At 71.9% G+C, this 20,419-nt stretch carries 19 protein-coding genes; 7 read left to right on the top strand and 12 right to left on the bottom strand.

The genetic code is table 11. The features are described from left to right. Positions 1-23 precede the first annotated feature (23 nt). A complete protein-coding gene (locus OB08_RS13420) occupies positions 24-1,268 on the bottom strand; it encodes a D-arabinono-1,4-lactone oxidase (RefSeq protein WP_461475536.1) in 1,245 nt (414 codons plus the stop codon). 111 nt (positions 1,269-1,379) lie between these two features. On the opposite strand from OB08_RS13420, the gene OB08_RS13415 reads away from it, so the two are divergent. Both OB08_RS13415 and OB08_RS13410 read left to right on the top strand, forming a co-directional pair. Then, complete coding sequence (locus tag OB08_RS13415) at positions 1,380-2,363, top strand: serine hydrolase domain-containing protein (RefSeq protein WP_461475534.1); 984 nt, start codon at positions 1,380-1,382, stop codon at positions 2,361-2,363. Between the two features lie 156 nt (positions 2,364-2,519). After that, positions 2,520-2,669, top strand: coding sequence for a hypothetical protein (locus tag OB08_RS13410; RefSeq protein WP_461475533.1), 150 nt, complete (start codon positions 2,520-2,522; stop codon positions 2,667-2,669). Between the two features lie 25 nt (positions 2,670-2,694). Here the strand turns inward: OB08_RS13410 and OB08_RS13405 are convergent, their stop codons facing one another. Genes OB08_RS13405 through OB08_RS13395 form a run of 3 tightly spaced genes read right to left on the bottom strand, consistent with a single transcriptional unit; the run spans position 2,695 to position 6,223 of the window. Continuing rightward, complete coding sequence (locus OB08_RS13405; RefSeq protein ID WP_461475531.1) at positions 2,695-3,540, bottom strand: transglutaminase family protein; 846 nt, start codon at positions 3,538-3,540, stop codon at positions 2,695-2,697. After that, the gene (locus tag OB08_RS13400; RefSeq protein ID WP_461475529.1) at positions 3,537-4,469 is read right to left on the bottom strand and encodes an alpha-E domain-containing protein; all 933 of its coding nucleotides are present in this window, start codon (positions 4,467-4,469) and stop codon (positions 3,537-3,539) included. Before OB08_RS13400 ends, OB08_RS13405 begins: the two co-directional genes overlap by 4 nt. Further along, positions 4,463-6,223, bottom strand: a complete 1,761-nt coding sequence (locus OB08_RS13395; protein WP_461475528.1) for a circularly permuted type 2 ATP-grasp protein — start codon at positions 6,221-6,223, stop codon at positions 4,463-4,465. Before OB08_RS13395 ends, OB08_RS13400 begins: the two co-directional genes overlap by 7 nt. Before the next feature lie 83 nt (positions 6,224-6,306). On the opposite strand from OB08_RS13395, the gene OB08_RS13390 reads away from it, so the two are divergent. Then, positions 6,307-7,869 (top strand): molybdopterin-dependent oxidoreductase, encoded by a 1,563-nt coding sequence (locus OB08_RS13390; protein ID WP_461475526.1) that lies wholly within the window; start codon positions 6,307-6,309, stop codon positions 7,867-7,869. Between the two features lie 92 nt (positions 7,870-7,961). Further along, on the top strand, positions 7,962-8,672 hold the full coding sequence (locus tag OB08_RS13385) for a FadR/GntR family transcriptional regulator (RefSeq protein ID WP_461475524.1): 711 nt from the start codon (positions 7,962-7,964) through the stop codon (positions 8,670-8,672). Between the two features lie 10 nt (positions 8,673-8,682). Here OB08_RS13385 and rocD read toward each other — a convergent pair whose 3' ends face one another. The 5 genes from rocD to OB08_RS13360 all read right to left on the bottom strand — a co-directional run bounded on the left by rocD (position 8,683) and on the right by OB08_RS13360 (position 12,664). Continuing rightward, on the bottom strand, positions 8,683-9,909 hold the full coding sequence (gene rocD / locus OB08_RS13380) for an ornithine--oxo-acid transaminase (protein ID WP_461475523.1): 1,227 nt from the start codon (positions 9,907-9,909) through the stop codon (positions 8,683-8,685). A 13-nt stretch (positions 9,910-9,922) separates the two neighbouring features. Beyond that, positions 9,923-10,801, bottom strand: coding sequence for a dimethylargininase (ddaH, locus tag OB08_RS13375; RefSeq protein WP_461475521.1), 879 nt, complete (start codon positions 10,799-10,801; stop codon positions 9,923-9,925). 174 nt (positions 10,802-10,975) lie between these two features. Continuing rightward, positions 10,976-12,013, bottom strand: coding sequence for an NAD(P)-dependent alcohol dehydrogenase (locus tag OB08_RS13370; RefSeq protein WP_461475519.1), 1,038 nt, complete (start codon positions 12,011-12,013; stop codon positions 10,976-10,978). A gap of 1 nt (position 12,014) precedes the next feature. After that, on the bottom strand, positions 12,015-12,230 hold the full coding sequence (locus OB08_RS13365) for a helix-turn-helix transcriptional regulator (protein ID WP_461475518.1): 216 nt from the start codon (positions 12,228-12,230) through the stop codon (positions 12,015-12,017). Further along, positions 12,230-12,664: a hypothetical protein gene (locus tag OB08_RS13360; protein WP_461475516.1), complete on the bottom strand. Its 435-nt coding sequence runs from the start codon at positions 12,662-12,664 to the stop codon at positions 12,230-12,232. Before OB08_RS13360 ends, OB08_RS13365 begins: the two co-directional genes overlap by 1 nt. 199 nt (positions 12,665-12,863) lie before the next feature. Here OB08_RS13360 and OB08_RS13355 point away from each other — a divergent pair, with 199 nt between their 5' ends. Then, the gene (locus OB08_RS13355) at positions 12,864-13,034 is read left to right on the top strand and encodes a hypothetical protein (protein WP_461475514.1); all 171 of its coding nucleotides are present in this window, start codon (positions 12,864-12,866) and stop codon (positions 13,032-13,034) included. A gap of 8 nt (positions 13,035-13,042) precedes the next feature. On the opposite strand, the gene OB08_RS13350 is transcribed toward OB08_RS13355, so the two are convergent. Together OB08_RS13350 and OB08_RS13345 are read right to left on the bottom strand one after the other, a co-directional pair. Further along, positions 13,043-16,792, bottom strand: a complete 3,750-nt coding sequence (locus tag OB08_RS13350) for a bifunctional proline dehydrogenase/L-glutamate gamma-semialdehyde dehydrogenase (RefSeq protein WP_461475512.1) — start codon at positions 16,790-16,792, stop codon at positions 13,043-13,045. A gap of 81 nt (positions 16,793-16,873) precedes the next feature. Beyond that, on the bottom strand, positions 16,874-17,593 hold the full coding sequence (locus OB08_RS13345) for a hypothetical protein (RefSeq protein ID WP_461475511.1): 720 nt from the start codon (positions 17,591-17,593) through the stop codon (positions 16,874-16,876). Between the two features lie 246 nt (positions 17,594-17,839). Between OB08_RS13345 and OB08_RS13340 the strand changes: the two genes are divergently transcribed. Then, positions 17,840-19,792: a bifunctional diguanylate cyclase/phosphodiesterase gene (locus OB08_RS13340; RefSeq protein ID WP_461475509.1), complete on the top strand. Its 1,953-nt coding sequence runs from the start codon at positions 17,840-17,842 to the stop codon at positions 19,790-19,792. Here the strand turns inward: OB08_RS13340 and OB08_RS13335 are convergent. After that, positions 19,784-20,089, bottom strand: coding sequence for a DUF7882 family protein (locus OB08_RS13335; RefSeq protein ID WP_461475507.1), 306 nt, complete (start codon positions 20,087-20,089; stop codon positions 19,784-19,786). The genes OB08_RS13340 and OB08_RS13335 overlap by 9 nt on opposite strands. Positions 20,090-20,136: 47 nt before the next feature. Between OB08_RS13335 and OB08_RS13330 the strand changes: the two genes are divergently transcribed. Next, positions 20,137-20,397, top strand: coding sequence for a hypothetical protein (locus OB08_RS13330; protein WP_461475505.1), 261 nt, complete (start codon positions 20,137-20,139; stop codon positions 20,395-20,397). Positions 20,398-20,419 lie beyond the last annotated feature (22 nt).

Below are 20,419 nucleotides of genomic sequence, written 5' to 3'. Positions count from 1 at the left end.
GCCCGAGGGCCCCCGCACCCGGATCAGCGCGCTTCGCGCACCCCGACCCGCTCGAGGTGCGCGTTCGAGAACCGGCCGCCGGGATCGAGCCGCTCGAACACCGCGCGGGCGTCCGCCAGTCGCGGGTGCACGCGTTCGATCTCCGCGCGGTCGAACCCGTGCCGCTTACCCCAGTGCGGCCGCGCGCCGAACGGCGCGAGCGCCTCCTCGACGAGCGGGAGCACCGCCCCTACCCCCGCCGGGTCGTTGTGCCAGGTGAAGTGGATGGCGAGCACGTCCTGCCCGTACGCGGGGCTCAGCCAGAGCCCGTCGGCGGCGACCGTGCGCAACTCGCTCACGAAAAGCAGGGGACGGATCGCGTCCCCGAGCGCGAGCACGGCGCGCAGCGCGGCGGGCGCGTCCTCACGGGCGACGAAGTACTCGCTCTGGATCTCGTCGCCGAACGACGGCGTGCCGTCGAGCCGGAAGTGCGGCAGCCGCAGCATCCACGGACCGGGTGAGCCCCGCAGCTCCGTCACATCGGCGAGACCGCCGAGCGGCTCGGCGTCGATGTCGAGCACCCCGTCGAGGAGATTCGTCGCCACCGCGTCGTCGTCGGCGCCGACGCGTGTCTTGACCCACACCCACCCGACCGACGGCTGCTCCCAGCGGGTGAACACCGACACGCTGTACCCGGCGGCCGTGACCGCCGGGAGGTCGGCGAGCGCGGCGTCCCACGACACCCCGCTGTAGACGTCCTGACGCACGCGATACGACGGGCGGGTCTCGATGTCGAGCGACAGCACGACGCCGAAGGCGCCGAGGCCCACCGCGAGCGCCGCGAAACCGGGGTCGTCGCGGCGGACCGTTCGCACCTCACCGTGCGCGCCGACGAATCGGATGCCTCGCACCGCCGTGGTGAGCGTCCCGTTGGCGTCGCCCGAGCCGTGCGTGCCGGTCGCCGTGGCGCCGGCGACCGAGATGTGCGGCAGCGACCCCAGGTTGTGGAGGGCGAGGCCCCGCTCGTCGAGCCACGACGCCAGCACGCCGTACCGCGTGCCCGCGGCGACGCGGACCTCGCCGTCACCGAGCGCGAAGCCGCCTTCGAGGCCTGCCATGTCGAGCAGGGTGCCCGTCGTGTCGGGCAGGTCGGTGAAGGAGTGCCGGGTGCCCAGCGCGCGCACCCGATCCGTGCCCGTCCCGACGGCGCGCACGATATCGGCCTCGCTCCACATCGGCGTGATCGCCGGGGCGGTGTAGTCGTAGGTGCCGGCCCAGTTCCGGGTCATGGTGTGCTCCTCGTCGAAGCCTCCAGTCTGAGGCGACTCGCTGCAGGCGGCAACTCGATCGACTCCCCCGGAAGAAGGCAGGATGGAACCTCCCGCTCGAGAGGAGTGCGCATGACCGAGTACGCGGCCGCGTTCGACTGGGCCCGCCGTGCGGTCGAGGCGGACCGCTTGCCCACCGCCGTGCTGGGCATCGCGACCGCCGAGGGCGTCATCGCGCTCGACGCGTTCGGCGCGACGGCCGGGCGTCGGGCGAAGGTCGACGACCACTACCGGCTCTTCTCGATCACGAAGCCGATCGTCGGACTCGTCGCGGCGCGTGCGATCGAGCGGGGACTGCTCGTTCCCGGTACACCGCTCGCGGTCGCGGTACCCGAGTTCGGTCACCACCGCGACGACCTCGTGCGACTGCGGCACCTGGCCAGTCACACGTCCGGCATCTCAGAGCCGGCGATGGACGCCCCGGGCCTGCGCGACCTCCTCGTGAACAGCGGCCGGGACTTCGCCGCGGGAACGATGTCGCGCTACTCGACGATCGCCTTCGAAGGCATCGCCGCTCTCACCGAGCACGCCACCGGACGGACGTGGGACGCCGACCTCGCCGAATGGGCGCCCGCGCTCGGCGCCGGCGGGCTGACCCTCGACGAGGCATCCGATCCGCATGAGGTGACGGATGCCGCCGCCAACGGCGTCGACATCGAGGCCTTCGCCGCGCTGCGTCACCCCGGCGCCGGACTGATCGGGCGGGCGGGCGACCTGCTCGCGCTCGCGTCCGCGCTCCTGCGGATCGGGCGCGGTGAGGCGGGCGGCGTCTTGCATCCGCGCACGCTCGAGATGATGCTGCGCCCGCTGACGGGTGACATCCCACGGCTCGATCCGTACCCGGCGATGGTCGGACAGGACTGGGGCTTCACGTGGAACCTCCGCACGCGCGCGCCCAGCCTCATCGACCGCGACGCGTACGGTCATGCCGGCTGGGCGGGAACCCAGCTCTGGATCCACCCGGGCGCCGGCATCGCCTGGGTACTGCTGACCAACCGCGTCGACGCGCCGGTGAACCCCGACGAGCTCGACAACGCGGTGATCACCGCGCTCTGACGTGGCCGGTCGGATGCTGCGGCATCCGTCCCCTCTCCGGTCATCTCCGTCGATCCAACCTTCGCGGCGGTCCGACGCGACGGTTCGACGGAGACGAACCTCGTGCGCGCGTCAACCCCTGTCGCCGCCGGATGCGCCGCGCCTACGGTGAGGCCCATGGACGAGGAACGCAACGCAGAGGATGTGCCGATCGAGCAGGACGCCCCGGTCGGCGGTGACGAGACGACCGAGGAGCAGCTCGAGGCCGACAATCCCGCCGAGGAGGAAACGCTCAAGACCCTCGACCCCGACGCGCCGCCCGCCTGAGCTGCGGCGTGCGGGGGCCGACGGGTCACGCTTCGCGTGTGATGGTCACCTTCACGTGCAGGTGGCTCTTGAAGGGCCCGGCGTACACCCCGCGCAGCGGCGGCACGTCGCCGTAGTCGCGGCCGCGGCCGACGAGCACGTGGCGGTCGCCGATCTCGATGTTGTTCGTCGGGTCGAAGCCCTGCCACTCGCCCGCGAACCACTCGATCCACGCGTGCGATTCCCCCGTGACGGCGACACCCACCTCGGCCGACGGGCGCGGGTGGAGGTACCCCGATATGTAACGCGCGGGGATCCCGACCTCGCGCAGCGCGCCGAGCGTGATGTGCGCGATGTCCTGGCAGACGCCCTTGCGGGCGTCCCACGCCTCGTGCGCCGTGGAGTGCACACCCGTGATGCCGTGCATGTACTCGACGGCGTCGCCGATGCCCGTCGCGATCGCGTGGGCGGCGCGGCCGGGATGATCGTGGCCGGACGCGATCGAGCGGGCGAGCTCGGCCACCTCGGGATGCGGCCGGGTCCGGCCGGTCTGCACGAGCTGCTCCACCGTCTCGATCGAACGGCTCGACTCGCGGGCGAGGCCGTGCCACGTCACGTCGACGTGCTCGAGCGGCCGAGGCCGCACCTCGACGAGCGACTTGGCGGTGATGGTCAGCGCGGCATGGGGCGACAGCACGTCGAAGGCGGCCACGCGGGTGCCGAAGTAGTCGACGTACTGGTTGACCGACGTCGAAGGCTCGATGTCGAGCGACGAGTTGAGCACGAACTGGCTGTCGGTCGAGCCGGGCAGCATGCGCGCCTCGTTGTACGACGCCGAGACGTCGCCCTGGTAGCTGAACCCGGTCTGGTGCTCGATGCGCAGTCTCTTCATGAGATCTCTCCGATCCAGCTCGGCTCGGCCTGCGTCGGGAAGAACCTGCCGCGGATCGCCTCGGACGCCTCGCGCGTGACCTTCTGCACACGATCCATGTGCTGCGGCAGCTCACCGAGGATCTCGCCGATCGGCCGGTACTCGAGGTCGTTGCGGATCTGCCCGAGCGCGCGCAGCACCGTGTTCGAGTGGCCGACGCGGTCGGCGCGCGGGTCGATGGCGCTCATGCACTCCTCGGCGCGTTGGATCGAGTAGATGATCGACCGCGGGAAGAGCCGGTCGAGCAGCAGGAACTCGGCGGCGTTGCGCGCGCTCGGCATGCCGCGGTAGGTGCGCAGATATGCCTCGTAGGCTCCGCACGATCGCAGGATCGTGGTCCAGGAGGGGCCGGATGCCTCGGTCAGCGACCTCGTCGCGAGCAGGCGCGCCGTCATGTCGGTGCGCTCGATGCTGCGCCCCAGGGTGAAGAACTGCCACGCCTCATCGCGGCTCGTGGACGAGTCGACGATGCCGACGGCGAGCGCCGCGCGCTCGCGCACCCACTGGAAGAACTCGTGCACGCGATCGGCCTGCAGCCGGCGCGGCATTCGGGTGTTCGTGGTGTTGAGGGTCTCCCACAGCTCCGTCGACACGATCTCGCGGGCACGGCGGGCGTTCTCGCGTGACGCGGTGAGGGCGTACGCGATGCTCGACGGATTCATGCGGTCGACCGCGAGCCGCGCGAGCACGTCCTCACGGCGGACCTGCTCGACACCGTCCGGGGGGAACGAGCCCATGACGCTGAGGAGCGACCTGCACGCGGTGTCCTCGTCGATCCACGGGTCTTCGAGGAGGAGCTGCAGGTGGACGTCGAGGATGCGCGCCGTGCCGTCGCTGCGCTCGATGTAGCGCCCGATCCAGAACAGGCTCTCGGCGATGCGGCTCAGCACGACAGGCCCTCCCCACCGTCGCCGTGTCCCGATTTCTGTCGGCTGGGCCGCCCCTGAGCGACAGAAAGCGGGACATGGGAGATGGATGCTGCGCTCGACTGCTGCTGCTGCTGCTCCTGCTGCTCGGTGCGGGTGCGGGGGCGGTCCTGCGGCGAGTGCGTGGGTTCGGGCTGACCGTCGTAGATGATCGGGATCGCCGCGGTGATGGTGGCGGCTTGATCGGCGACGAGACCCGAGACGCCGTGACCCTGCCCGTACTCGACGTGCGAAGGTGCGGCTCCGCCGATGACCCACGTGTCCTTCGACCCGCCGCCCTGGCTGGAGTTCACGACGAGCTGACCCTCGGGGAGGGCGACGCGGGTCAGGCCGCCGGGGAGAACCCACACGTCCTCACCGTCGTTGACGGCGAACGGGCGGAGGTCGGCGTGACGGGGACGCATGCCGTCTTCGACGAGGGTCGGGATGGTCGACAGCATCACCACGGGCTGAGCGATCCAGCCGCGGGGGTCGGCCAGCAGACGCTGACGCAGCTTCTCGAGCTCGGCGGGCGAGGCATCCGGCCCCACGACCAGTCCCTTGCCGCCGGACCCGTCCACCGGCTTGACCACCAGCTCGTCGAGGCGGTCGAGCACCTCCTCGAGCGCGTTCGGGTCTTCGAGCCGCCAGGTGTCGACGTTCTTGAGGATCGGCTCTTCGGCGAGGTAGTACCGGATGAGGTCGGGCACGTAGGTGTAGAGCAGCTTGTCGTCGGCGACGCCGTTGCCGACCGCGTTGGCGATCGTGACGTTGCCGAGGCGGGCGGCGAGCATGAGGCCGGGAGCGCCCAGCATCGAGTCGGCGCGGAACTGCAGCGGATCGAGGAACTCGTCGTCGACGCGGCGGTAGATCACGTCGACGCGCTTCGGACCGCGGGTCGTGCGCATGAAGACCTTGCCGCCGACGCACAGGAGGTCGCGGCCCTCGACGAGCTCGACGCCCATGAGCCGGGCCAGGAGCGTGTGCTCGAAGTACGCCGAGTTGTAGACGCCCGGCGTGAGCACGACGACGTTGGGGTCGTCGATGCCCGCCGGCGCCGACGCGCGCAGCGCGGCGAGCAGCTTGTTCGGGTAGTCGCCGACGGGACGGACGCGCATCGAGACGAAGAGCTCGGGGAGCGTCTGCGCCATGACCCGGCGGTTCGAGATGACGTAGCTGACACCGGACGGCACGCGCACGTTGTCTTCGAGCACGCGCATCTCGCCGTGCTCGTCGCGGATCAGGTCGATGCCCGACACCTGGATGCGCACGCCGTTCGCCGAGTGGATGCCGGCGGCCTGACGATAGAAGTACTGCGACGACGCGATGAGCCCGGCCGGCAGCACCTCGTCGCGCACGCAGTGCTGGCGGCCGTACGCGTCGTCGAGGAACGCCTCGAGCGCCTTGACCCGCTGCTTGACGCCCGCTTCGACGCGGGACCACTCGTCGTACGTGATGACGCGGGGAACGGCGTCGAGGGGGAACGGGCGCTCCTCGCCTGCGAAGTCGAACGTGACGCCCTGGGCGAGGTAGGAGCTGGCGAGCGAATCGGTGCGACCGCGCAGCTCTTCCTGCGTCATCTGCGCGAGGGCCTGGTAGAGCTCGCGGTAGGCGTCGCGCGACTCGGCGAGCGCTCCGGGGTGGGCCGGGCTGCCGAACATCTCGTCGTACGCGGGGACCCCGGAGGCCGTCTTGCGCGGCGCCAGAGTGGAGCCGTAGCCGTCGAACAGATCTCCCATGCGAAGAGCCTAGTCGGCGAGGTGTTGCCGAAGTGTTTCGCGCAGGCCGCCCTGTGGGGTGCGGGCGGACGTACGCTGGCACGGTGACGAGGTCGCGCGGGGAACGCGGCATCCCGTCGCCCCTGACGTGGGCCGCGGGAGTGGCCGCCGTCGCGCTCGGCGCGGGACTGGGCGAGCTGCTGTCGGCGATCATCGCGCCGACCTCGGGCCCCTTCGTCGTGGTCGGGAACACGCTCATCGACCTCGCGCCCACGTGGGCGAAGGATGCCGCGATCGCACTGTTCGGCACCGCCGACAAGTTCGCCCTGCTCACCGGCATCGCCCTGGTCGTGCTGGTGCTCGCCGCCCTGGCAGGGTGGCTCGAGGCGCGCCGTCCGCCGTGGGGCCGCGCGATCGTGCTCGGCTTCGGGGCCGTGGGCGCCGTCGCCGGCATGCTGCGTCCCGACTCAGGCCCGCTCTCGTGGCTGCCGTCCGCGGTGGCGGGCGTGGTCGCGGCCGTCGCACTGTGGTGGCTGATCCGGCGCCTGCGCCCCACCGCTGCCCTGCCCGCGACGGCCCCCGACCCCGCATCGGCGGCGCCGGACCGGCGGAGCTTCCTTCTGTGGAGCGGCGCAGCCGCTGCCGCAGGACTCCTCGCCGCGGCCGCCGGCTCGGCGATGCGGGCGGGCAGCACCGCCCTCACCGCCATCAAGGCCGTCGGGCTCCCGAGCCCCGCGCAGCCCGCGCCGCCCGTGCCGGCGGGGGCCGAGCTCGATCTTCCCGGCCTCGCGCGACTCGTGACACCCAACGACAGCTTCTACCGCATCGACACCGCCCTCATCGTGCCGCAGATCGACCCCGCGACCTGGTCGCTCCGCGTGCACGGCCTCGTGGCGGAGGAGCTCACCCTGACCTGGGACGAGCTGCTCGACCTGCCGCTCGAAGAGCGCCACACGACTCTCGCGTGCGTGTCGAACGAGGTCGGCGGCGAGCTGATCGGCAACGCCCTGTGGCTCGGCTACCCGGTGCGCGAGCTGCTCGCACGTGCGCGCCCGACCGCCGGCGCCGACATGGTGCTGTCGCGCTCGATCGACGGGTTCACGGCATCCACTCCCCTCGAAGCGCTCACCGACGAACGCAACGCGATCCTCGCCGTCGGCATGAACGGCGAGCCGCTGCCACCCGAGCACGGGTTCCCGGTGCGCCTGGTGGTGCCCGGGCTGTACGGCTACGTTTCGGCGACGAAATGGCTGACCGAGCTCAAGGTGACGACGTTCGCCGACGACGAGGCGTACTGGACACCGCGCGGCTGGTCGGAGCGCGGGCCGATCAAGCTTCAGTCCCGCATCGACGTGCCGCGCAGGGGTCAAGGGCTGAAGGCCGGGGAGACGATCATCGCCGGGGTGGCCTGGCAGCAGGGCGTCGGCATCGAGGGCGTCGAGGTGCAGATCGACGACGGCCCGTGGTTGCAGGCCGCGCTGGCACCCGCCATCTCGGACGACACCTGGGTGCAGTGGAGCCTGCCGTGGACGGCCGAGGCGGGCGATCACCTGCTGCGGTGCCGCGCGACGAGCAGGACGGGCGAGCAGCAGACCTCGGAGCGTGCACACCCCGCGCCGAATGGCGCGTCGGGGTGGCACGAACGCTTCCTCACGGTGTTCGCCTGACGCCCGTGCGGCGGCAGGTCACCTGGAAAGGGCGATTGACCGGACGGCGTCGACCGGTAGCATGCCGGGAAACCCATTCTCCCGGAGGTCCGGTGTCGGAACCCCTCGACCGCTTCGTGACGCGCCTGCTCGAGCTGGCCACCGTCGACGAGGAGACCGGCGCGCGCCGCCTGCCGCCGGAGCGCGAGCTCGGCGACGCGCTGGGCATGAGCCGCGGCGCGTTGCGGGAGCAGCTGGCCGTGCTCGAGCGGCTGGGCTTCCTGCACCGCACGCAGGGCCGCGGCACGTACCTCGACACCCCGTCGTTCGGCTTCGTTCGCACGTACTTCACGATCGCTCGCGAGCTCGGCTACATCACCGGGGTGCATGTCTCCGAGGCCCGCGTGCTCATCGAAGAAGCCGTCGCCGAAGCGGTCGCTCGAAAGGCGAGCGCCGAGCAGATCGGCGCGCTTCGCGAGTCGCTCGATCGCATGAACGCCGCCGAGGAGTCCGACGACCTCCACGAGGCGCACGAGGCCGACGCCGACTTCCACCAGCAGCTGCTGCGCATCGTCGACAACCCCGTGCTGCAGTTCCTCATGGAGGGCCTTCGGCGCGCCCTCGCCGACGACATGCGCGCGCGGCGCGAGGCCGTCGCGCGCGAAGGATCCGCCATCGAGTTCGACCGCTCGCACGCCGACATCGTCGACGCGATCGCCGAGGGCGACGGCGAGGCCGCGCGCTTCGCGATGCGCCGGCACTTCGGGATCGCCGAGTCGGACGCCGCGGCGGTGAAGGCCGCGCGGGAGCGCGCGGCGTCCTGACCCGTCCGCGTCAGCCGGCGAGGACCACCCGCAGCTGCTCCACGGCCCAGTCGAGCTCGGTCGCGCGCACGACGAGCGGCGGCGCGATGCGGATCGTCTGGCCGTGCGTGTCCTTGACGAGCACGCCGCGGGCGATGAGTCTCTCCGCGATCTCGCGCCCGGTCCCGCTCGCGGGGTCGATGTCGACGCCCGCCCACAGCCCGGCGACGCGGACGCCGGTGACGCCGTGCCCGACGAGCGCGGCCAGTCGCGTCTCGAGGTGCTCGCCCAGCGCCTTCGCGCGCGTCTGGAACTCGCCGGTCTGCAGCATCTCGACCACGCGGAGGCCGACAGCGGCTGCCAACGGGTTGCCGCCGAAGGTCGAGCCGTGCTCGCCCGGGCGGATCACGCCCAGCACGTCACGGTCGGCCACGACGGCCGACAGCGGCAGGATGCCGCCGCCCAGCGCCTTCCCGAGCAGGTAGACGTCCGGCGTCACGCCCTCGCGATCACACGCGAAGGTCTCACCCACGCGGCCGAGGCCGGACTGGATCTCGTCGGCGATGAACAGCACGTTGTTCGCCGTGCAGATCTCGCGAACCGCGCGGAGATAGCCCTCCGGCGGCAGCACGACGCCCGCCTCGCCCTGGATCGGCTCGATGAGCACGGCGGCCGTCGACGGCGTGATCGCTGCGGCGATCGCGTCGGCGTCGCCGTACGGCACGTGCACGAACCCCGGCGTGAACGGTCCGAAGCCGTCGCGAGCCTGCGGGTCGTCGCTGAAGCCGACGATCGTCGTGGTGCGGCCGTGGAAGTTCCCGTGTGCGACGACGACGGTCGCGGCATCCGGCTCGATGCCCTTCACTCGGTAACCCCACGCCCGCGCGACCTTGATGCCCGTCTCGACGGCCTCTGCGCCCGTGTTCATCGGCAGCACGAGGTCTTTGCCGGACAGCGCGGCGAGCGCTTCGGCGAAGGGGCCGAGCCGGTCGTTGTGGTAGGCGCGGCTCGTGAGCGTGAGGCGGTTCAGCTGCTCCTGCGCGGCGGCGAGGATGGCCGGATGCCCGTGCCCGAAGTTGAGCGCCGAATAGGCGGACAGCAGGTCGAGGTAGCGCTTGCCCTCGACGTCGGTCACCCAGGCCCCTTCGCCGCGCGAGATCACGACGGGGAGGGGGTGGTAGTTGTGGGCGACGTGCTCTTCTTCGTCGGCGATGATGCGGGCCATCGCGGTGTCGACGTCCGGCGAGGTGGAGGTCATGACGGTTCTCCTGTCAGCGACGCAGCTCGAGCGTGCAGCACTTGATGCCACCGCCGCCGAGCAGCAGCTCGGACAGGTCGACGAGGACGGGGTTGTAGCCGCGCTCGCGCAGCTGGGCCTCGAAGCCCTTGGCACGGGGCGAGATGATGACGTTGAGGCCGTCGCTGGCCGAGTTCAGGCCGAACACGGCGCCGTCCTCGTCGGCGACGAGGATCGCGTCGGGGTAGCGCTCCTCGAGGACGCGGCGGCTCTCGTCGTCGAACGCACCGGGCAGGTAGGCGATGTTCGCCTTCTCCACGCCGCCGGGACCCTGCACCGGGTCGAGCACCGAGATGGCGGTGTCGAGGTGGTAGAAGCGGGGGTCGACGAGGTTGAGGCTCACGACCTCCTTGCCGAAGACCTCGCCCAGCTCGCGGTGGCTGTCGCCGGTCGAGCGGAAGCCGGTGCCGGCGAGGATCGTGTCGCCCACGAGCAGGAAGTCGCCTTCGCCCTCGTTGACCTCGACCGGCGCGGCGACCTCGAAGCCGTTCGCGGCGAACCACTCCATGAACGCCGGCCCCTCGGGCACGCGCTCCTGGAAGCGGAACTTCGCGCCGTACGCGACGCCGTCGATGACGAAGCCGCCGTTGGCCGTGTAGACCATGTCGGGCAGGCCCTCGATGGGGTCGATCAGCTGCACGTCGTGGCCGAGCGCGATGTAGGTGTCGTACAGCGTCTGCCACTGCGCGACCGCCTTGGCCGTGTCGGTCGGGTTCGCCGGCTCCATCCAGGGGTTGATGGTGTAGCTGACGGTGAAGTGCTCGGGACGGCACATCAGGTAGCTGCGGTGCTGCTGGATGCGCGTGACGGATGCCTCGGCGGCGGGGGCGGGCGCGGTGTTCTGCGTGGACATCTTGCTCCTAGCGAAGGGGCGGCGGACGCTGTCCTGTGGCCCGGCGGAGCTGCGGAAGCCGGCAACCGGGCACGCCGCATCCATTGTCTCATGCGACCTGGGAACCGGCTGGCAGCGCCGCCCCGGCCCCAGCCTCAGCGCCGCGGCGCCGACGTCGGGCCCGGGAGGCGTTGGTCAGGCGGGCGGGGCGAGGACCACCAGCTTGCCGGCCACGTGACCGCCGGCCAGGTGCGTGAGGGCGGCGCCCGCCTCGGCGAAGGGGTACGTCTTCTCGATCACGGGCTTCAGCGAGCCGTCGGCGGCGAGCGCCACCAGCTGCGCGAGCACGTCGGCCTTCGCGACGGCGGCCAGCGGACGCAGCGGACGCTTCGACCCGATCGAGCGCACCACGGCCGAGAGGATGCGCCCCATGGGGCCGAGCACGCGACCGCCCTCCCCCGACACGAGCACCACCGATCCGCCGTCGCGCACGAGACGCTGCAGCGCGGACAGCCGAGCCGTGCCGGCGATGTCGATCACGACGTCGAACTCGCCCGCGCCGAGCTCAGGCGAGCCGGGTTGCACCGACCGGTAGTCGAACGTTCGCGTCGCCCCGAGCCCCTCGACGAGCGCGCGGTTGCGCTCGCCGCACAGCGCCCACACCTCGGCACCCCGCAGCACGGCGAGCTGCACGGCGAACGTGCCGACGCCGCCGGAGGCCCCGATCACCAGAACACGATGAGCGGATGCCGCGCCCCCGCGTTCGAGCGCCTGCCACGCGGTTCCGCCGGCCACCGGCAGCGTGGCGGCGGTCGCCGCGTCGAGGCCCGCGGGCCGGCGCACCAGGCGCTTCACCGGCGCGACGGCATACCCTGCGAGACCCCCGCCGCCGGGCAGCTCGCCGATCACCTCGTCGCCGACCGAGAACTCCGTGACGCCCTCGCCCAGCGCGACGACGGTGGCCGCGGCATCCATCCCCCTCACCGCCTGCTTCGGGCGACGCAAGCCGAACGCGGTGCGCACCAGGAGGGGCTCGCCGCGCATCACGCGCACGTCGCCGTTGTTGAGCCCGGCGACGCGCAGGCGCAGGAGCACCTCGCCGCGTCGGGGCGCAGGCACGTCGGCGCTCTCGAGCCGCAGGACGTCGGGGCCGCCGTACTCGCGCTGGCGCCACGCGGGCATCGTGTCGGTGGACAGCGACGCGGCATGCGCGTCGTGAGATGCAGCGGTCATGTCATGCCTCCGGGTACTGGAACAGGTCGTCGAGGCCCACGCCGAACGCGCGGGCGAGCTGGAACGCGAGTTCGAGCGTGGGCGAGTAGCGCCCCTGCTCGATCGCGATGAGGGTCTGGCGCGTCACGCCCACCTGCCGCGCGAGGTCGGCCTGAGTGATGCCCGCCGCCTCGCGGACGGCGCGGATCGAGTTGGTCACCTTCGTGGGCTTGACCATCAGACGAGCCCCCGGCGGTAGGCGATGACGCTCGCGACGCCGCCGACGATCGACGACAACGCGAAGCCGTAGAACATCGTGTTGGCGATCCAGAACCAGTCGAGCCGGAACGCGCACTCGACGATCACGCCGAGTCCGGCGATCACCAGGAACGCCTGCCCGACGCGCGTGCTCATGTGGCTGATGTCGCGATCGCGCTGGTCGGACTTCCCGACGCCGTCGGGGTCGCCCAAGTTGGCGAGGATCCCCCACACGATGCTCACGACGATCGCGGCGACGATGCTCAGGCCGATCGTCCACAGCATGAGCGGCACCCAGTCGATCTCGTCGACCGGACCGCCTGCCGCCTGCTGCAGCACGATCACCGTGTAGACGGCCATGCCGATCACGCTGATGATCAGGCCCGCCCAGACGTTGCGCTCCTCGTAGACCATCTCACCCTCCGATGTCTAGAATCTTTGACATCGCGAGCGTACGCCGCCCGCGGCATCCGTGTCAAGAATTCTTTACACCGGGATGCGCGCGCCCCCTCGATCTGTGCGGAATCGACGTTCGGCGGGGCCGCGAAGGTCGGTTTCCCACAGATGCAGAGCCGGCGATCGAGAGCGGATGCCTCGCCGCTAGGCTCGCGCCATGGATCCCGTCACCTCGCTCGTCGTGACCGTCGTGATCGCGGCCGTCGGCTTCTACGTCCTCTTCGTCGTCGTCCGCGCCGCCGTCCTCAGCGCACTTCGGACCCACCACGCCGAGGTGCATCCCGCGCCGCCCGAGCCCGTCACCCACCTCGACGCGGACGGGCTCTAGGCGACCGGTCAGATCACGTCCTCCGACCACCGGTCGGGATTGCCGAAGCGGTGCGCCGTGATGGTGATCGACTGCTCGTGCAGGAAGGGCAGCAGCTCGAGGCGTCCGGCGGTCGTCACCTCGTTGTCGTACACGGCGAGGTCGGGGTCTCCGCCGATCGCGATCGACAGCGCCGCGTGCATCGCCGCGACCGATTCGCGCGGACCGATGAGTCGCACGCGTGGCGGACGGGCAGCGGATGCCTCGCCCGCCGCCTCGGCGACGACGTCCGGCGTCGCCGGGGCCATGCGCTCCAGCCACTGCTCGTCGGTCTCGACGTACACCGTGACGTCGACGTCGCTCAGCGCGCGCCGCACGGCGGCCGGGAGCCCGACCGGCGCGCTCAGCGTGAGCGCCGACCCGGCGCGGATGCCCGCGATCGCCACGCGCAGCACCGACTGCCATGACGCGTCGCCCGTCGCGCGCAGGGCGACTTCGGAGATCGGCCGGTAGCGGAAGAGGTTGCGCTCGACGCCGAGCGCCGAGACGTCCTTGACCTGACCGAACTCGCGGTCCCATGCGATGGCGTCCGACAGGGCGCCGCGACGGAGCCACTCGAACGACTCGTAGTCGAGCGACGGCTGGGCCGCCTCGATGACGGAGGTGATGCGCGAGTCGAGGCCGCGCAGGTGCAGCGTCGCGGACGAGGCTCCGCCCGAGGTGGGCCGCCACGATCCGAGCCCCACGAGGTAGTTGGGACCGCCGGCCTTGGTCCCCGCACCCACCGACGACCGCTTCCAGCCGCCGAAGGGCTGCCGCTGCACGATCGCGCCGGTGATGCCGCGGTTGACGTAGAGGTTCCCGGCCTCGACGCGGTCGAGCCACGTCGCCAGGTCGTCGGGGTTCTGCGTGTACAGGCCGGCGGTGAGGCCGTAGGCGACGGCGTTCTGCAGTTCGATGGCGTGCGCCAGCGAGCTCGCGTGCATGACGCCCAGCACGGGACCGAAGAACTCCTCGTGGTGGAAGCGCGAGCCCGGCTGCACGCCGGTGCGGATGCCCGGCGACCACATGCGACCCGTGAAGTCGGGGCCGGCGTCGACGGGCTTCGGCTCGACGAGCCACTTCTCGCCCTCGTCGAGGGTCGTGAGCGCCCACTCGAGCTTGCCCTGCGGCGGCTCGACGACCGGGCCGACCTCGGACAGCGGGTCGATCGGCGACCCGACGCGGAGCGACTGCGCCGCGTCGACCAGCTGGCGCGCGAACCGCTGGGAGTGGCCGACCGGTCCGACGAGGATCGCGAGCGACGCCGCTGAGCACTTCTGGCCGGCGTGGCCGAACGCGCTCTTGATGAGATCGGATGCCGCGAGGTCGAGGTCGGCAGACGGCATGACGATCATCGCGTTCTTGCCGCTGGTCTCGGCCAGCAGCGGCAGCTCGGGGCGCCACGAACGGAACAGCGCGGCGGTCTCGAACGATCCGGTGAGGATCACCCGGTCGACGGCCGGGTGCGAGATGAGCGCCTTGCCGAGTCCGCCCTCGTCGATGTCGACGAGGGCGAGCACGTCGCGTGGCACTCCGGCCTCCCACAGCGCCTCGGCGACGACCGCCGCGCAGCGGCGGGCCTGGGGCGCCGGCTTGAAGACGACGCCGGAGCCCGCTGCGAGCGCCGCGAGCACGCCGCCGGCGGGGATCGCGACCGGGAAGTTCCACGGCGGCGTCACCACCGTGAGCTTCGCGGGCTCGAAGACCGCGCCGCTCACCCGGTCGAGCTCGCGCGCCGTCGCCGCGTAGTAGTTGGCGAAGTCGACGGCCTCGCTGACCTCGACGTCGGCCTCGGCGAAGATCTTCCCGGTCTCGGACGCGGCGACCTCGATGAGCTCGCCGCGACGGGCCTCGAGCGCACGTCCGGCCGCGGCGAGCACGGCGCCGCGCTCGGCCGCCGGAAGGGACCCCCACCGTTCCGCGGCATCCGTCACTGTCTTCACGACGGTCTCGAGCGACTCGGCGTCGTCGATGCGCGCCGCCACGATCGTGTCGTCGCCGGCGCGCGAGGTGTGGATGCGCCGCAGGATGCCGCGCGCCCACGCGCGGTTGGCGGGCAGTGCGGGGTCGGTGTCGGGTGCGTTGCGGAAGCCGGGGGCGCCCAGGGCGCGCTCCGACGACTCGCGCGACGCGAAGACCGCGGTCTCGACGAAGGCCTCTCCGGCGAACAGCTGCTCCTCGGCGGACGGCGCGATCGGCGTGGTCTCGGCGGGCTCTGCGGCCGCGGAACGGGCGATGCCGATGACGGCCTGCGTGAGTCCGGTGTCGTCGGCGATCGGACCGGTGCCTCGCAGGCCGGCGCGCGTGACCGGGGCTTCGGTCGGTGCCGCGCCCCGATCCTGGGTGCGGTGAGGGCCGGTGGCCAGCCCCGCATCGCCGGCGCGCTCGAGCGACGCGAGGAAGCGGTCGCGCTCCCGGTCGAACATGGCGGGCACATCGGCCAGCTCGAACGCGGCGGAGAGGAAGTTGTCGCTCGACGCGTTCTCCTCGAGCCGGCGCACGAGGTAGCTGATGGCGACGTCGAATTCGTCGGGGCGCACCACCGGCACGTAGAGGAGCACGTGGCCGACCTCGCGGGCGACCGCGGCCACCTGGCCCTGCGCCATGCCGAGCAGCATCTCGAACTCGAGGTGCTCGCGCACCCCGGTCTCGCCGGCGCGCAGCCACGCGTACGCGATGTCGAACAGGTTGTGCCCGGCGACGCCGACGCGGACCGCGGCGGCGTTCTCGGGGCGCAGCGCGAAGTCGAGGCAGCGCACGTAGTTGGCGTCGGAGTCGACCTTGGTGCCATACGTCGCGAGCGACCAGTCGTGCATGATCGCGTCGACGCGCTCCATCGCGAGGTTCGCGCCCTTCACGAGGCGGACCTTGATGCGCGCGCCTCCCCGCGCGACGCGCTGCTGCGCCCACGCGGTCAGCTGCTGTAGCGCCGGCAGCGCGTCGGGAAGGTACGCCTGCAGGACGATGCCGGCCTCGAGGTCGCGCAGGCGGGGGTCTTCGAGGATGCGGGTGAAGACCGCGATCGTCAGGTCGAGGTCGCGGTACTCCTCCATGTCGAGGTTGATGAACGTGCCGTCGGTCGCCGCAGTCAGGTAGAGCGGCGTGAGGCGCTCGACGACCTTGGCGACGACCTCGTCGAAGGCCCACATCGAGATGTGGCTCGCAATGGCCGAGACCTTCACCGAGACGTAGTCGACGTCGTCGCGGCGGATGAGGTCGTGGATGCCCTCGAGCCGGCGCAGCGCCTCCTGCTCACCGAGCACGGCCTCGCCGAGCAGGTTCAGGTTGAGCCGGGCGCCAGACTCGCGGATGGCCGCGATCGCGGGACCGAGCTTGTCGGGGCGGGCGTCGACGACGAGGTGGCCGACCATCTCGCGCAGCACGCGCCGTGCGATCGGCACCACCGGCGAGGGCAGGACGGGAGCGACGGCGCCCCCCACGCGCACCGCCCCGCGCAGATACCAGGGCAGGAAGCCCGGCACCAGCGGCGCGACACGGCTGAGATTGGATGCCGCGGCGGTGAGGCTCTCGGGCCGCATCACGCCGTCGACGAAGCCGATCGTGAACGGAAGTCCGTTGGGGTCTTTCAGCACGCCGGCGAGTCGCTCGGCGGCGGGGTCCACGTCGACCTCGGCGCTCTCGGTGATCCACCGCTGCGCCAGCACCACGGCGCGCGAAGCGAGGTCGTCGCCGGCTGCCGTGAGGTCGGTGTCCCCCTGATAAGGGTCGGTCACCATGCCCTAAAGCCTAAAGCCGCCCGCCAGGCGCGACACTCACGTGAGGGCGTGGATGTCTCGCCGGGCAGACGGCGGGCTGGATCAGACGTTGTCGGGGCGTCGACGCGGCGGTGCCGTGTCCGTCGCGGCGTCGGTGCGCACCTCGCCGGTCGTGGCGCGCGGCCGGGTGATCGCGGGCTCGTCGTGTCCGCTCCGCTCGCCGGTCGTGCCGGCGGCACGACCCGTGACGCCGTCGGGCGCGGGCGGCACCTCGTTCGCCGCGACCCGCTCGTCTCGGTCGGGCACGCCGTCGCGGTCCGTGTCGCGCGCGCCGTCGCGGTCCGTGTCGCGCGCGCTGTGCGCGGCGGCCTCGTCTCGGTCGGGCACGCCGTCGCGGTCGGCGTCCCGCGCCCCGCGTTCGTCGCGACCGGCATCCGTCGTCACGTACGGGTCGACGTCGTCGGCCCTGCGCAGCGTCTCCTGCTGCTCCTCGCGCCGCTTGGCCGCCTCGGCGTCGTGCTCCGACACGCTGTCGGCGAGTCGTCGGGCATCGACGTCGGCTTGTGCGGCCTGCGCCTGCGCCTGCTGCGCGGCAGCGGCGGCGGACGCGGCATCCGCTCTCGTCTGAGCGGCGCGCGCCTCGCTCTCGCGCGCGGCCAGCTCGGTCTCGCGGGCCTCGGCCCGCAGCTTCTCGGCCTTCTCATGCTCGGCGCGGCGCCTCTTCTCGGTGCGCCCCTTCGCAGTGAGCGCGAGCGTGACGACCACGATGATCGCCAGGACGATGACGCCGACGATGATCCAGATCAGGACAGCGGTATCCATGGCTCGTTCCTCCTCCGTGCGCCGGCGGGGGGGGTGCCATGGCGCACACTAGGCACGAAACCCGATCGGATGCCGCCCGGCAAAGCCCTTGCGCGAGCCGCGGCGGTCCGGTACGCCGACCGCGGCACGCACCGATGATCCGCCCTGCGCACGCCGCAGTGCGTCCCTCGGATGGCGGCGACGTAGGATGGGTGCCCCTCGCCCCCCGCCACCCGATCGATCGAGGGAGACGCCCGAGGAGGCGCGTTGACCGAAATCTCCGTCCTGCCCATCGACGACGCCCGCGCGCGGAACGACGCCGAGGCCCTCCGACTGCAGGAGTGCGCGGCTGAGCCGATCCGGCTCATCGGGCGCATCCAGTCCCACGGAATCCTGCTCGCCGTCGACGAGTCCGACGGCCGGATCGTGGCCGCGAGCGACAACGCGAGCGGCTGGCTGGGGCGCAGCGCGGCCGACATCGGGAGCGACACGCTGGCGTGGGCCGTGACGCACGCGGCCGCGGTGGACCCCGTCCGCGCGGACGTGGGCGGCGGGATCCACGACATCATCGTGCACCGCGGCAGCTCCCCTCTCCTCGTGGAGCTCGAGCCCGTCGACCCGGAGCTCGAGTACGCCCGCTCAGGGGTGGTGAGCGCGATCCAGCGTCTCGCCTCGGTGACCGACCCCGATGCGCTCCGCGTGCAGGCGGCGGCCGAGATCAAGGCGGTCACCGGCTACGACCGGGTGCTCTGCTACGCCTTCCACGACGACGGCCACGGGCAGATCGTCGCCGACGAGCGCGAGCCCGGCATGGAGCCGTACCTCGGGCTGCACTTCCCTGCGTCGGACATCCCGGCCCAGGCTCGCGCGCTCTACATCGAGAAGCGCTCGCGCGTCATCGTCGACACCGACGACCCCGGTGTCGCGATGTCGACCGTGCTCGCCGATCAGGTCCCGCTCGATCTCGGGCCGTCGGAGCTGCGAGCGGCTTCGCCGCATCACCTCCAGTTCATGCGCAACATGGGCCAGGCCGCGACGCTCTCGCTCGCGATCGTGTCCGACGGGCGTCTCGTGGGCATGTTCACCTGCGCGCACCGCACGCCTCGGCGACTGCCCGTCCTGCTGCGGCGCGCGCTCGAGGTGCTCGCCAGCCAGGTCGCGATGCAGCTGACGGCGGCGCAGGAGATCCACGCCCTGCGGCGCCGGCTCGAGGCGCGGGAGCGCCGCGTGGCCATCGTGGCACCGCTCTACGGGCGTCGAGATGCCGCCGACGTGCTGCTGCGCGGCGAGCGGACCGTTCTCGACCTCGTTCCGGCCGACGGCGTGCTCCTGCGCGTCGGCGGTGCGGTGCATGCGCTCGGCACCGTGCCGCCGGCGGATGTGCTGCTCTCCGTCGTCGACGAGCTCCCGCCGGAGCGGCCCGACTGGGACGCCCTGCCGCTGGACCGGCCGGACCTCGCGGTGGAGATCCCCGGCGTCGCCGGGCTGCTCGACGTGCCGCTGGGTTCCGGCGGCGACCGCCTCGTCTTCGTGCGGTCGGAGGTGGCCCGCGAGATGCAGTGGCTGGGCGACCAGCGCGCCGACAACCGCGACGACGACCTCTCGCCGCGACGCTCCTTCTCGGCGTGGAGGGAGAGCGTCACGGGCCGGAGCCTGCCCTGGGACGACCATCGGCTCGACGCCGCCGAGCTGGGCGCCGAGATCCAGGCCGCCCTCGCGGCCCGCAGGCAGGCCGAACTCGCCGAACTGGCGCTGCGCGACGCCCTGACGGGCCTGCACAACCGGCGGTTCCTCGGCGACCGCCTCGACGCCCTGATGGCGGGGCCGACTCCTCGACTGGCAGTCATCTTCCTCGACCTCGACGACTTCAAGGTCATCAACGACACCCGCGGGCACGAGGTCGGCGACGCGGTGCTCGCGGCGATCGGGAAACGGCTCGCCGGCGTGGCGCGGTCGTCGGACATGGTCGTCCGCCTCGGTGGCGACGAGTTCGTGATCGTCTGCGTGGGCGCCGGACAGAGCGACGCCGAGTACGTTGCGCGCCGCGCGATCACCGCCGTGGGCGAGCCCATCGCCGTGGATGCCGCCGTGCTCACCGTCAGCGCGAGCGCGGGGGTGGTCGCAGCGGAGGACGGGATGTCGGCATCCGATCTGCTCGACGCCGCAGACGCGGCGATGTACCGCTCGAAGCGCGAAGGCGGCGGGCGCGTCTCAGCGTGAGGCAGCAGGGTCCGGCTCGGGAACCAGCTTGAGGCCGCCCGGCGAGTTCGCCGTGTCGACCAGCTCCTGAAGCCAGAGCCGGTTGATCTCGGGCATCGGCGCCTCGTACTCGAACCGCAGTGCCGAGACCGGCGAGATCCAGATGGCCTGACGGACCTGCGTCTTGTCGTCGGTGATCGCGAATGCCAGGCTCTCCTGCCGGCGCAGCTTCGCCATGATGACCAGTTCCACGTGGGCGAGCGTGCGGTCGTCGAGCGGGAAGCCGGTGGCCGGCGAGCCATAGTGAAGTGTGCCCACGGAAAGATCCTACGGGCGGTCGCGGACTCTGCGGGTACGCTGGGCCAATGGCTATCGTGAACCGGCTCACCGTCGACGGACGTGACTACTTCCTCCCCGAGCCCGTCAGCGAGCTCAAGAAGTCGATCCTCAACGCCATCAAGGACGGCGGCGGCTACGTGACGATCCCCCCGCTGCGCGGCGGCCCGGGCATCGACATCCTCTTCTCGCCGGGCATGCCCGTGACGTGGTCGCAGATCGAGGTGGCCGACGCGCCCGCCTCCGAGGACGCCGGCCCGTCGAACGTCCCGGACGAGTACCAGCTCTAGCTGTACCTGGCAGGGACGTTGG

The sequence above is a fragment of the Microbacterium sp. HJ5 genome (assembly GCF_054824025.1).
Note: the sequence above shows the minus strand (reverse complement) of the source record. Positions and strands in the feature narration are given on the sequence as shown.